Raw genomic sequence first — 12,057 nt, 5'->3', positions numbered from 1 at the left:
GGAAAAATTACCTCCATAACCGTGCCGTTGTAACACCGGCGGTTCTGGACGTAGTCGGTATAGTCCTACCGGCCACTGCGTAGTTGACCCAGCGGTCCGCGGTGGCGCTGGTGAGCCTTTCTGCGAGCAGGATCGCTTCTTCCTCATCAACGCCGGTGCCCAGCTCGCGGCCCTCGCCGACGCATGCTTCATCGGCTGGGTCGAGCGACAGGAACTCGGACAAGTCGCCAGCGTGGTCGTTGCCGAGGTTCTGCACGGTGTGGAGCGAGGTGCGGAAGTACCTGCTCCTGGGAGTGATCGGACCCACCGGACGGCTGACTCGCCATCGACCTCGGTGCCGCCGAGGAACTGTTTGCTGCCGATCATCTCGGCGTTGGAGGCTGGGGCGGTGCGCGGACTCGTCGCCGTCCCGAGCTCGCGGTCCTCACTCGACCACAAGCACTGGCGGGCAAAGTGCCTCAGCCCGGCAAGCCAAGCTTGATTTCCCTGCGTGCGATTACTGTGTGAATATTCTTTGTGTTTGGCCACCGACACCAACCGATCCACCGCTACCAAAGAGGCAGGTCAGCCGCGATGGCCAGACGTCCCGACGGGGAGCAGTGTTGGGGTGTATCCGGCCGTGGAGATTGGCCTGCGCCTCCACTACGTCTGCGCAGCTCAACGCTATGATGTCTTCGCGTTCGGGGGCGCGTTTCGTATCTCGATCCGAGGGTACGAACCTGCTCCCCCTCCAGCGTCTGTAGCCATGGAGCGCGTGACCGCCTGAGGCGATCGTGACCCGGCGAGCGAGCCACTGTGACGGTGGCGGAGCAGAGTTTCGCTACACGGTCAGCTACGCGCCGATGCAAAACCAGCCAAGATCCGTCCACTTAGGTACAGCCCATGAGCGCAGATCGCGCGAATCATGCCGAGTGCCGCGGCGTTCGGTGCGCGTCTCGGCGGGCCGCGCGAAGTCGAGTTGGGGCGCCGCCCTGCTTCCCCACTCGTCATGAAGCGAGCTGGTGGGGTGCATGTATTCCAGGGGTGGCTATTCCTATGGCGGAAGGACCGGTTGACCGATCAGGATCGGTTGGCGGTGCGTAGGTCTGCGTACGTGATCGTGAGGCCGATGACCAGTAGGGCCCCTGTGGGGGCAGCGAAGGCGGTGTGGATGGTGTCGATGAGTGCGCCTTGGAGTCCTATGCCGTCGGCGCCGAACCCGGGATGGCCGAACAGGATGAGGCTGAGCGCGCCGAAGATCAGGCTGAGAGCGGCCTCGAACGCGACGACGACGGCTGCGACGACGGCCCAGCGGGCCAGCGCGCGGCCGGGTCGGGTGTGGGTGAGGGCGAGGGAGCGTAGGAGTGGGTTGCGGCTGTGCTCGAACAGGACGGCGTAGCTGAACATGGATAGCGCGAACAGTAGGTAGATGCCGGGTACGACGAAGGCGTAGAGGCCGGCGATGAGCAGGAACGCGGCGGCGAGGGTCCAGGGCCACAGGGACGTCAGGCGGCTCAGGCCGTAGCGGTAGGCGTCGGCGATGCTGACGGGCTGGCCGGTCACTGTAGGGCCGACGAGTGCCCACACGCCGCCGGCCCAGCCGATGGTGGCGGTGACGCTGCCGGCGATGAGCAGCAGGGCGGGCAGCACGATTCCCAGCATGAAGGCCGTGGGACTGCTGGTCGCGGTGGCGAGGTCGAAGAGTGAGTTGGCGGTGTGGTGGCCGGTGGCCTCGGTGAGGACGCGTGCTAGTTCGAGTGCGGTCTCCGGGACGGAGATCGAGACTCCCGTAACGAGCAGCGCTGGTCTCCAGCTGCGCCTGGTCACGCTGAGGGTGGTGGCCCACCAGGAACGCAGCTCAGGGGTCGGCGGGGCGAGCTGACTGGCGGGACCGGCCAGTCCGGTCGTGTCGGACGTAGCGCTCATGACGCGCTCGCAAGGGCGTGTGCACTGCCGTCAGTGATGATCGTCGACACTTGTATAGCTCTCTGTTCGCCGGGACGGGGTGATGGGGCCGCGCGGGTCCGCGGGCGGTCAGTGCCGAACGGCGCTTGGTGGTGGGTCAGCGCGCCGGACCTGACGGCCGTCTTGTCGGCGTGGATCCATTCATGATTGCTCGTGAGCCTGTCGCGGGGCCTAGCGGGTGAGGAACTGCCACCAGGCGTCGACCGGCGGGGGGTTGTCGACGTCGACCCGTTGGCCGGGTTGAGGGATGGCAAGCGCCACGTCGTGGTCCTTGGCTGCCCGCCAGGTCCGGTCGGCGGGTTCGGCCCAGTCGTGTAGTGCCAGGTTGAACGTGGCCCAGTGCACCGGGATGAGCAGACCTCCGTTGACGTCGAGGTGGGCTTGGACGCCGTCCTCGGGGAGCATGTGGATGTCGGGCCAGTTGGTGTCGTACGCGCCGATCTGGATGAGGGTGGCGTCGAACGGTCCGTGCTGTGTGCCGATCTCGGTGAAGCCGGGGAAGTAGCCGGTGTCGCCGGAGTAGAACACTCGGCGGGTGGGGCCTTTGATCACCCAGCTTGCCCAGAGTGTGTCGTTGCGGTGCAGGCCGCGGCCGGAGAAGTGCCGCGCCGGGGTGGCGGTCAGCTCCATGTCCGCCACCCGGGTGGTCTCGTGCCAGTCGAGTTCGATGATGCGGGAGTCGGGGACGCCCCAGCGTCGCAGGTGGGCGCCGACGCCGAGGGGGACGACGAACGGGACGGCCTGCAGGGTGTTGAGGTCCTGGATGGTGGCCATGTCGAGGTGGTCGTAGTGATCGTGTGAGATCACCACGGCGTCCAGGGGTGGAAGCTCACGCAAGGGCACCGGCGCCTCGTGAAGTCGCTTCGGACCGGCGAACGGGGCCGGCGAGCACCGCTGGCTCCACACCGGGTCGAGCAGCACACGGTGTCCTTCAATCTCGACCAGCGCCGACGAGTGCCCGAACCACGTTACGTGCAGGCCGGTGGGGTCGCCCGCAGCCGGCGTGTGCAGGGGGACGGGTCGGTGCGGGCGGCGGGCCGCGCGTCCGGTCGCCATCGCCACAAGGACCCGGGGCATGTTTGCGGCTGGAGGGTTGGAGGCCGGCATGGTGTTGCTGAACTGGCCATCGCGGAACTGGGGTGAGGCCTCGATCCGTGTTCGTTGTACGCCGGTCGCCCGTCCGCCCAGCTGGGCGGGCAGGTCGCGCAGGCTGCGGAGGCTGTTGCTGGTCATGCTTGTTGATGCCCCTATCTGCTGGGTGCTGGTTGTGCTCAGTAGGCGCAGGGTGGCGTCCTGCGCCTGGGTGACGCGCGGGTTCGGCTCAGCCGGGCTGTTGGGCAGCTACGGTGACGATGTCGCGGTTCTCCAGGACGTGGCGGGTGTAGCCCTGCCGGGCGAGCCGCAAGGCGACCTGTCCCAACTGCTGCGTGCTGGTCAGCAGGACCGGCTCCAGGCGCAACAGCTTGATCAGCGCTGCGAGCGCGGGGAAGACGGGGTCCGCGAGCCGGTACGCCCGGGTCTTGGACCTCTTGCCGTGCATGGGGCGGACGAAACCAGGACGCAGTGCGTAGCCGTTGGGGAAGGTGGCGATGACCGCGTTCTCGGTGCGGCCCTTGACGCGGGCCCAACGGCTGCGGCCTTGTTCGGTGCTGTCGGTGCCGCCGCCGGAGACGTAGACGAACGTCAGGGCCGGGTTGGCGGCGGCCAGAACCTGGGCCGCGGCCATCGTGTAGTCGTAGGTGATGCGCTCGTAGTCCGCTGGGCTCATACCGGCGGAAGAGACGCCGAGGCCCCAGAAGCATGCGTCGGCGCCGGCCAGGTTGTCGGCGATCGGGGTGAAGTCGCCGAAGTCGGCGTGCACGACCTGGCGCAGTTTGGGGTGCGTCACGTCCAGCGGCGCCCGGCCGACGGCGACGACCTCCGTGACGTCGTCAGCGAGCAGGCTCTCCTGGAGGAACCCGTCGCCGACAAGGCCGCTACCTCCGAAGACGACTACCTTCATGCTGTCTCAGCTCCTTGCGCATCGTTGATCTGACCCGCGTGTCACCCGTCCGCGCGGTGTCAGGTCTGGTTGGTGGTCGGCTTCCGTACCGGGCCCGTCTGCGCTGCTGTCAGGACGCCCGAACCAACTCCCACGGGCCTTTGGCTGTGCCTTCTTGGCACATCGCCATTTATCTGAGGTAGGGGTCGACGACTTTCATGCAGTAGTTCCAGACCGCGGCCTCGTTCGCGGGGGTGTAGTGGCGTTCGCTGACCTGCTCCAGGCCCTTGGGCCCGTAGTAGCGGTCCGAGAGGCCTTCGACCTCGGGGGACGTTGCGGCGTAGATGGTCGGTGCGGCGCCTTGCGCCGCGGTGCGCATGAGCAGAGGTGCCAGTGGCCTGCCGACGGTGTAGATCACCGTCATGTACCACGGTCGCTTCTCGCTTCCCCCGAGGTTGGTCAGGGCAATGCCGGGGTGGGTGGTGTTCACGTCGATGGTCTCGATGCCCTGCTCGCTCAGGTGCTTGCGAAGAGATCGCATCGCCCAGATCACGTACAGCTTCGACAGGCCGTACGCGCGCCTGAAGGAGTAGTTGTCCTTCAGTTCGATGTCGTCGATGAACGGCTTTCCGCCCTGGGCGTGGGAGGCGGAGGAGACGGTCACGATGCGTGCGCGGGGACTCTTCTTCAGGCTGTCGATGAGCAGCAGCGACAGCAGTACGGGGGCGAAGAGGTTCACCGCCATGGTCTTCTCGTGGCCTTCGGCGGTGCCGGCCCACCTGGTGCCGTACTGGTTGCCGGCGTTGTTGACGAGCACGTCAAGCCGGTCGTACTTGGCCGTGAACTCCTGGGCCATCGCCTTGACCTCGGCAAGGGATTCGAGGTCGGCGATGAGCACGTCGGTATTGGGGTTGCCGGTCTCGGCGACGAGCTCCTTCTGCACGGTGAGGGTCTTCTCGCGGTTGCGGCCATGCAAGATCACGGTGTGGCCCTGGGCGAGGAGGGCCTTGGCTTCCTCGCGGCCGAGGCCGTTGGTCGCGCCGGTGACCAAGATGATCTTGCTGTCCATGCTCGTTCCTTATGTGGGGCGGGTGTTGCAGACGGTGTACTGGAGGGCGGGGTGTGGTGGTGGCCGAGGCTCGCGCCGCCGGCGGCGCGAGCACGAAGGCCGCGCCTTTAGACCGGAGGGCCGGCCGGTTGGTGGTCGGCTTCGTTGTACGGATCGTCAGGGCGCGGTGACGCCAGTGAGGCGTTCGGCTTCGGCCCACAGGCGCGCGGCGACCGCCTTGTCCCGGCCCGGGCGCGGCAGCTCGACGGCCTTCGTCGGGCCCACCATCGACCAACGCGGACCGTAGTAGCCGCCGGACGTGGCGTCGGGGCTGGTCGCTGCGTAGAGCAGCGGTTCGGCGCCCTGCTCGGGCCCCTGATTGGGCACGATCTTGTAGAGCACCTTCTCGAAGAGGCGGGGACCCTGGCCGCCGAGGTTGGGGCCCGAGGTCATCAGGTTGGTCCGGGTGCTGCCGGGGTGCCCGCCTGCCGACAACAGCTTCCAACCTTGTTCGGCCGCGATCTCGGCCAGGTGGACCATCATCAGCATGTCGGCCAGCTTCGACTGCGCGTAAGCCCTGTACCGGCTGTAGCTGCGCGTGGACTGGAGGTCGTCGAAATCGATCTTCGCCCGGTTGGCGGTGCCGCTACTCATGGTCGCCACCCGCGGAGCGGGGGCGGCCAGCAGCAGGGGCAGCAGCCGGACGGTGAGCGCGAACGGGCCGAGGAAGTTACTGCCCAGCTGCAGCTCGAAGCCGTCGACGGTCTCCATCCGCTGCGGCACGTTCATCACCCCGGCGTTGTTCACCAGCAGGTCCAACGGGCGGCCGTCGGCGGTCAGGCCGTCGGCGAAGTCGCGGACCGAGGCGAGGTCGGCGAGGTCGAGCCGGCGCACCTCGACCTTGGCCCGCGGGTGGGCGGACTGAATCTCGGCGCGGGCCTGCTCGCCTTGGCGGGCGTGCGTACCGCGAGGACCACGTCCGCGCCGGCCGCGGCGAGGCGCTTGGCGGTCTCCTTGCCGGTGCCGCTGTTCGCGCCGGTCACGACGGCGAGCCTGCCGTGCTGGTCGGGGACCTGGTACATCGCTTGCTCCTTAGAGACTGCCGGTCTGTTGCGCCTTCCACGGTAACAAGACCAGCGGTCTTTTAACAAGAGACCTGAGGTCTGTAAGCTCACAGGTATGGAGTTCAAACGCGCCCGCAGCGACGAACAGCGGAACGAACGGCGGCTGCAGATCTTGCGGACCGCGGCCGAGATGCTGGCCGAGATGCCGGTCGCCAAGATCACCCTGAACGAGCTGAGCCGCCGCGTCGGGCTGGCCAAGTCCAATGTTCTGCGCTACTTCGAGTCACGCGAGGCGGTTCTGCTCGAACTGCTCGACGCGGAGGCCCAGGACTGGCTGGCACACCTCGACCGCGCCCTTGAGGCTGGCGGCGGCACCCCGCGCCAGCGCGGCGACCGGCTCGCCGCCATCCTGGCCGAGTCCCTCGCCCAGCGGCCGGCGCTGTGCGACCTGACCAACGCGCACGCCAGTGTGCTGGAACACAACGTGTCCGCCGAGGTCGCCCTGCGGCACAAGCGCGCCACCCGGGCCACCTACGAGACACAGTCTCAGCTCATCCTGCGGTGCCTACCCGAGCTCGGCAGCCACGACGCGACCCAGCTGGCCGCCACCGCCACGCTGATCACCGCGGCCGCCTGGCCGTACAGCCGGCCACCCGAGGCGCTACTGGCCGCCTACGCCGCAGACCCGGAACTGGCCACTATGCGCCTGGACTTCACCGACCTGCTACGCCAGACCCTGGCCGTGACCATCTCCGGACTCCTCGCCCGCCGGCACAACCCGCCGGTCGACGAAGCCACCATGACAGCCGAGAGCTGAGCTGCGCCGGCGCAGCCAGAGGCGTCCTTCCATTCGAACTCGATGTCGGAACGACAGCCCCAAGGCAGCGAGCAAGGGCATACTCGCCTCGCCCCACAATCTAAGGTGCACGGCGTCCGTACATCCGACTCGTGTCCCGTCAGCCGATGGGCAGTTCAGCCGCGATGGCCAGGTGACCGCGTGGGGAGCAGTGTTGGGCTGTATCCGGCCGGGGGCACCACGCCTAGAACTTCTCCCAGCAACCAAGTCGAAGCCCTTGACCAGGTATTACCCAGTCAAGGGCTTCGCTCGATGGGCCGGCTGTCACTGGCTATAACCGCGCTGGTCGGCCGGCCGCGGCACATACGCGACCGCGTCTATCCGCGTCGGTGATTGTTCAGGCGGTCCGCGCCGATGCGGAGATCACTATCTCCGGTACAGGCATGCAGTCCGATCGCCGGCTGTTGGCGCGCGTCGTTCCACGATCGCTGAACGCGGTGCGAACGCACAGTCCCGGCGACCCGAGAAGCGACAAATCGCCCCTCGCTTGTCGCGAAGATCGCCGTCCCGTGCACCAGAACGCAGCCCAACTGCACTCCTGCACACGAAATGGAGATCTTGGAAACAACGAGGGGAACTGCACCCGGCCTCATGATCGCGTCCGTGAGCGGGAAGCCACACAAACCGTGGCTACACCACGGTTTCGCGCTCCGAACGCCGATCCCCCTTCGCCAGCCTCACATCTGGATCGATCCGAACGGCGACGGAATTTCGCAACTCGCCAGAACTGCCCAGGTCGGCGTGGGCCCCGTCGAACAACGGGGCCACGTTCTCAGGCAGTGAACGACAGCCCTACCGGTTGGTGCACCGCTGCCGGCCCGTCCGGGCGTCCGGGCCGGCGCACCGGCCGACGCGGACACCCGGACGGGCCGTGGTCACCGACCCAGGCGAACCGCGGGCCTGCGCCGCCAGCCGAGCACCACCAGCACGGCACCAACGGACAGCAGCGCGATCGCGGCGACCAGGATGCCCGTCGCCCGGCTACCGGTCTGCGCCAGCTGCGGGGCCACGGTGACCGGCAGCTTCATGTAGTACGGATTTCCAGCCGCGTCCACACCGGAGGCGATGATGGTGTGTTCGCCCACCGTCGCGCCGGCCGGGATGGTGATCTCCTGGCGGAAGCTACCCTGTGCGTCGGTCACCACTGTGGCGAGTAAGGTCGGCTCCGAGTAGAGGGTGATGTCCACGGTGGAGTAGGCCGCGTAGCCCTCGCCCCCAACCGTGATCTTCATGCCCACCCCCACGGTTTGGCCCGAACTCAGGTCGCTCGTCATCGTCGCGTCCGTAGCGGGCGGCGTCGGAGAAACGACCGGCGCTTCAAGGGTGACCGGGTTCGAGGGTGCCGATGGCGCGGAGGCGACGTTCCCCGCGTAGGCGACCACGGTGTAGGTGTACTCGGTGCCGGCCGCACCGCCGATGACGCAGGCGGTCCCGTCGGTCGTGCAGGTCGCCGGGCCGGGTGCCGCCGTGACGACATACTTCGTGATCGATCCAGGGCTCGCGGTCCACTCGACGAGCGCCGACGACACACCCGCGATAGCGGTCACCCCGGTCGGCGCGTCAGGTGCGGACGGTCCCGGGGACCCGGTCGGCGAGGGTGGAGCACTCGTCGGGGCCGCACTCGTGGGGGCCGCGCTTGTGGGAAGCATGGTGGTCGTGGGCGCCGCGCTCGTGGGAGCCGCGGAGGTCATGGGGGGCTCGCTTGTCGGAGCCTCGGACGTGGCAGGGGGCTCGCTTGTCGGAGCGGATGTGTCAGTGGTGGCAACCGCCGCCACCATGCCGGCAGGCGGACGCGTTTCGGCAGCTGCCGAGGCGGCGAACCCGCCCACCACCATGATCCCGGCGACCAGCGCCAGCGCGCCTACGCGCGCATGGGGTGACGTTGACTGACGCAGCGACATGCGAAGTACCCCCTTGGGTGATGTTTACGCATTTTGGGTGCCTTTTCTATGTTTGCACCCTACGTGGTAGATCAGCACTAAGGTGATCTTTCGCAACCTGGCCGGGCGAATCTTGGCGGGCTGAGCACGTTTCAGGTGTTCAAGCCGTGTAAGAATCTCCGACTCCGGACCACGCCCGGCAGAAGGTCGGTAGCCGGTGCGGCGGGTCAGGGAGCTGAGATATGGCAGATGCGCCGCCGGACGGAATGACCTGGGGCCTGGCCGGACGCTGGGTGGTGGTAGTACTCGCGTCAGCCATCGGGCTGGCGCTCGCCATCGGCGACCTGGCACTCCCCGGGTTTAGCGGCGGCGATGAGCCGACGTCCGGGTCATCGCCGCGACCGTTCGCGTGCCTCGCCTTCGGCGGAGCGGACGGGACGCACTACTGCGAACGCGCCGCGATCGAGGTCGGCCGGCGCCCCGCGGTCACCGAGGAGCAGCGCCGGCGCGGCATGGACATCTCCCGGAAGGCGAGCGATGAGATCGGGTTCGCGCTTCTCTGCGCCCAGGGTCACGGGGACTGTCCACCGGGCGCCGAAGCGCCGACAGTCGAGCAGACCCTGGAGGACATCCGCCAGCGGTTCCTCCGCAACGGCCTCACCGGGACGGTCCGCGTCGCCGGACCCGACGACATCGGACCCCCGGGCACCATCTTGTACGGCGTGCTCGTCGCAGACGCCTGCGTCGTGGGTTATCTGAAGTTCCCGAACGGCGGTGGGTCGTCCTTCATGACCGGCACGCTCCCGGACGGAGGTTGCCTCAGCAGCGCATGAGCGCGGCCCTTGACCGCCACCTGCCCGGTCAAGGGCCGCGCCACACCGTCACATGTTCTCCGCTTCGACCAGGTCGTCGGCCATCTTGGCCAGCTCCTCCGCCGGGATGTCGGCCCGCAGGCGCGGGAACTCCTCCATCTCCTCGCGCTCGGCGTGGGCCAGCACGGCGTTGCGGAACTCGGTGAACTGCACGTCGAACATCGGGTCGTCGACGTCCATCTCGGCCATCTCGGCCATGACCATGTCGGCGTTCGCTTCCTCGGTGAGACGGTCGCCGGCGATTCGACCGCCCGACTCGACGTCGTCACGGGTGGCCGGGTGGACCACCTGCTGCTCGCCGCGCTCGTGACGCTCCAGCAGCTCGGTCACGAGCGCGAATGCCTCGGCCTTCTCGGCGCCCTGCAGGGCGGGGACCCGCGCCATGGCGCGCTTGATCTGGTCGTGCTGCGCCAGCAGGACGTCGACGACGTCGCCGTCGACACGCTCCAGGGTGACACTCATCTGAACCTCCTCCTCGCGACGGTGCCCCGTCACTGTCCCCCTCTTCCCCGGGGTCAGCCCGGCAAACACCTGGGACGACGAACCTAAGGGCTAGCGGTGAGCTGGCGGTGAGCGTCCCGGCTCGACAACGCGTCCGCCGCTTGGCGCAGCACCGACGACGTGCGGGTGGAACCCTTGCGGCGCTCCATGGACTCGCTGATGGCGCGGACGACCGCCGCGAGGAGCGGAATGGCGACCGCTATCAACGCCCATCGGACCACGAACTTCCAGAACACGATGTGCCTCCCGTTGACACGGGTGTCAGAGCCCAGGAACTACCCACGGCTGACCAGGCAAAACGCATCGGGTGCCAATGGGGTTTCAGGCGTGGGAGATGCCGGCCAGGGTGAAGAACTCCGCCCGCGAGCGGGGGTCCTCGCGCAGCGTGCCGAGCAGGGTCGAGGTGATGGTCGTGGCGCCGACCGCCCGGACCCCGCGCAGCGTCATGCACAGGTGCTCGGCCTCGATCACGACGCCGACGCCCTTCGGGTTGAGGTGACCGGTCAGCCAGTCCGCGATCTGCTTGGTCAGGCGCTCCTGCACCTGCGGACCGTGGGCGAACAGCTCCACGACGCGGGCGAGTTTGGACAGGCCGAGGATCCGCTCGCCGGGCAGGTAACCGACGTGGGCGACGCCGATGAACGGCAGCAGGTGGTGCTCGCACACCGACCGGATGGGGATGGCCCGGGCGAGCACGAGCTCGTCGTACCCCTCGTCGTTGTCGAAGGTCGTGAGCTGGAACTCGCGCGGGGTGAGCAGCTCCGCGTAGGCCCGCGCCATCCGGCCGGGGGTCTCGGCCAGGCTCTCGGAGGTCAGGTCGACGCCCAACGCGGCGAGGAAGTCGGCCGCGGCCCGCTCGGCGGCGGCCGGGTCGTGGCGCGGTCGCTGACGGGCGACCCGAAGCGGGGTGACGGTCATCGACTATCTCCGATCAAGTTTTCACCAACGATCGCTAGCGTTAATCGCCATCCTGGACCAGTGTCGAGGTAATTTCAACAGCGGCCGTTGGTGATAATCTGCGGACGTGCAGGACCAATGGGTCGCGCTCGCCGCCCTCGCCGACCCCTCGCGTCGGGCGCTCTACGACTACGTGCGGCGCCAGGGGCATCCGGTCACCCGGGAGATGGCCGCGGAGGCCCAGCGCATGTCGCGCGGCCTCGCCGCGTTCCACCTGGACAAGCTCGTCGACGCGGGCGTGTTGACGTCGCGCTACGAGGCGCCGCCCGACGAGCCGCGCGGCCGCGGCCGGGCACCGAAGGTCTACGAACCCGCCGGCGACGGCATGGCGATCACCATCCCCCGACGGCGCTACGAGCTGATCGCCGAGATCCTCGCCGAGGCGGTGGCGACGGACCCGGCGCACGCCGACGAGGCCGCGCACCGGCTCGCCCACGAACACGGCCGGGCGCTCGGGACACACCTGAGCGCGGACAATCTCGACGTCGTCACCGTGCTGGCGGAGCTGGGCTTCGAACCGCAGCGCGGCCCGGACGGCGAACTACTCCTCCACAACTGCCCGTTCCATGCCCTGGCCACCCGGCACACCGCGCTGGTGTGCGGCCTGAACCACGCCCTGATCGCCGGCCTCGTGAACGGCCTCGGCAGCACCGACTGCCGGGCCCGACTGGCGCCCCGGCCCGGCGCCTGCTGCGTCCGGCTCGACGACGCCTGACCAGACCCCAGGGTCTGTCTCGAAGTGTCGTCGCTCGCACGACCGATCTCGTCCACGGTCCAGCTACCGCCACCGGCTGAGCGAGCCTGCACAGGCGGCATATCGCGTCAAATCCGTGTTGCACAAAAGTGCGGCACAGGTTCCACACCATTTCAGCATTCGTCCAGTGACCCGTGACGACGACATGACGGTGGCCCTAGCTGGTGTTAAACGATGGCCGCGACCGGCGTGGCGACCAT

General features: G+C 68.2%; 11 protein-coding genes and 1 pseudogene. 3 read left to right on the top strand and 9 right to left on the bottom strand.

All coding sequences use genetic code 11. The annotated features are described in order from the left end of the window. Positions 1-1,059: 1,059 nt before the first annotated feature. The 5 genes and pseudogenes from ABD211_RS24345 to ABD211_RS24325 all read right to left on the bottom strand — a co-directional run bounded on the left by ABD211_RS24345 (position 1,060) and on the right by ABD211_RS24325 (position 6,055). The gene (locus ABD211_RS24345) at positions 1,060-1,905 is read right to left on the bottom strand and encodes a hypothetical protein (RefSeq protein ID WP_344136370.1); all 846 of its coding nucleotides are present in this window, start codon (positions 1,903-1,905) and stop codon (positions 1,060-1,062) included. Positions 1,906-2,115: 210 nt separating this feature from the next. Further along, on the bottom strand, positions 2,116-3,177 hold the full coding sequence (locus tag ABD211_RS24340; protein WP_344136367.1) for an MBL fold metallo-hydrolase: 1,062 nt from the start codon (positions 3,175-3,177) through the stop codon (positions 2,116-2,118). An 88-nt stretch (positions 3,178-3,265) separates the two neighbouring features. Continuing rightward, positions 3,266-3,946 (bottom strand): Rossmann-fold NAD(P)-binding domain-containing protein, encoded by a 681-nt coding sequence (locus tag ABD211_RS24335; RefSeq protein WP_344136364.1) that lies wholly within the window; start codon positions 3,944-3,946, stop codon positions 3,266-3,268. Positions 3,947-4,115: 169 nt separating this feature from the next. Next, positions 4,116-4,994 (bottom strand): SDR family NAD(P)-dependent oxidoreductase, encoded by an 879-nt coding sequence (locus ABD211_RS24330; protein ID WP_344136361.1) that lies wholly within the window; start codon positions 4,992-4,994, stop codon positions 4,116-4,118. A gap of 156 nt (positions 4,995-5,150) precedes the next feature. Then, positions 5,151-6,055: pseudogene (locus ABD211_RS24325) on the bottom strand (SDR family oxidoreductase). Positions 6,056-6,152: 97 nt separating this feature from the next. Between ABD211_RS24325 and ABD211_RS24320 the strand changes: the two are divergent. Further along, positions 6,153-6,854, top strand: coding sequence for a TetR/AcrR family transcriptional regulator (locus ABD211_RS24320; protein ID WP_344136358.1), 702 nt, complete (start codon positions 6,153-6,155; stop codon positions 6,852-6,854). Between the two features lie 914 nt (positions 6,855-7,768). On the opposite strand, the gene ABD211_RS24315 is transcribed toward ABD211_RS24320, so the two are convergent. Next, positions 7,769-8,542 carry a fibronectin type III domain-containing protein gene (locus ABD211_RS24315; RefSeq protein ID WP_425560520.1) on the bottom strand — a complete coding sequence of 258 codons (774 nt, stop codon included), beginning with the start codon at positions 8,540-8,542 and terminating at the stop codon, positions 7,769-7,771. 473 nt (positions 8,543-9,015) lie between these two features. Here ABD211_RS24315 and ABD211_RS24310 point away from each other — a divergent pair, with 473 nt between their 5' ends. Continuing rightward, on the top strand, positions 9,016-9,606 hold the full coding sequence (locus tag ABD211_RS24310; RefSeq protein ID WP_344136352.1) for a hypothetical protein: 591 nt from the start codon (positions 9,016-9,018) through the stop codon (positions 9,604-9,606). Positions 9,607-9,654: 48 nt separating this feature from the next. On the opposite strand, the gene ABD211_RS24305 is transcribed toward ABD211_RS24310, so the two are convergent. The 3 genes from ABD211_RS24305 to folE form a co-directional block, all read right to left on the bottom strand. Then, positions 9,655-10,107, bottom strand: coding sequence for a hemerythrin domain-containing protein (locus ABD211_RS24305; protein ID WP_344136349.1), 453 nt, complete (start codon positions 10,105-10,107; stop codon positions 9,655-9,657). An 83-nt stretch (positions 10,108-10,190) separates the two neighbouring features. Beyond that, positions 10,191-10,382: a hypothetical protein gene (locus ABD211_RS24300; protein WP_344136346.1), complete on the bottom strand. Its 192-nt coding sequence runs from the start codon at positions 10,380-10,382 to the stop codon at positions 10,191-10,193. Between the two features lie 85 nt (positions 10,383-10,467). Next, complete coding sequence (gene folE / locus ABD211_RS24295) at positions 10,468-11,064, bottom strand: GTP cyclohydrolase I FolE (RefSeq protein WP_344136343.1); 597 nt, start codon at positions 11,062-11,064, stop codon at positions 10,468-10,470. 106 nt (positions 11,065-11,170) lie between these two features. Between folE and ABD211_RS24290 the strand changes: the two genes are divergently transcribed. Then, positions 11,171-11,818, top strand: a complete 648-nt coding sequence (locus ABD211_RS24290; RefSeq protein WP_344136340.1) for a helix-turn-helix transcriptional regulator — start codon at positions 11,171-11,173, stop codon at positions 11,816-11,818. The last annotated feature ends 239 nt before the right edge of the window (positions 11,819-12,057 follow it).

The organism is Luedemannella flava (genome assembly GCF_039528515.1).
Taxonomy (GTDB): domain Bacteria; phylum Actinomycetota; class Actinomycetes; order Mycobacteriales; family Micromonosporaceae; genus Luedemannella; species Luedemannella flava.
The sequence above is the reverse complement of the archived record's forward strand: the minus strand, read 5'-3'. Positions and strand labels throughout refer to the sequence as shown.

Bases quoted from the DNA above. Each gene is read 5' to 3' on its own strand.
- ABD211_RS24340 (WP_344136367.1), bottom strand. From the start codon at position 3,177: ATGACCAGCAACAGCCTCCGCAGCCTGCGCGACCTGCCCGCCCAGCTG.
- ABD211_RS24315 (WP_425560520.1), bottom strand. From the start codon at position 8,542: ATGCTTCCCACAAGCGCGGCCCCCACGAGTGCGGCCCCGACGAGTGCT.
- ABD211_RS24305 (WP_344136349.1), bottom strand. From the start codon at position 10,107: ATGAGTGTCACCCTGGAGCGTGTCGACGGCGACGTCGTCGACGTCCTG.
- ABD211_RS24345 (WP_344136370.1), bottom strand. From the start codon at position 1,905: ATGAGCGCTACGTCCGACACGACCGGACTGGCCGGTCCCGCCAGTCAG.
- ABD211_RS24330 (WP_344136361.1), bottom strand. From the start codon at position 4,994: ATGGACAGCAAGATCATCTTGGTCACCGGCGCGACCAACGGCCTCGGC.
- ABD211_RS24310 (WP_344136352.1), top strand. From the start codon at position 9,016: ATGGCAGATGCGCCGCCGGACGGAATGACCTGGGGCCTGGCCGGACGC.
- ABD211_RS24320 (WP_344136358.1), top strand. From the start codon at position 6,153: ATGGAGTTCAAACGCGCCCGCAGCGACGAACAGCGGAACGAACGGCGG.
- folE (WP_344136343.1), bottom strand. From the start codon at position 11,064: ATGACCGTCACCCCGCTTCGGGTCGCCCGTCAGCGACCGCGCCACGAC.
- ABD211_RS24335 (WP_344136364.1), bottom strand. From the start codon at position 3,946: ATGAAGGTAGTCGTCTTCGGAGGTAGCGGCCTTGTCGGCGACGGGTTC.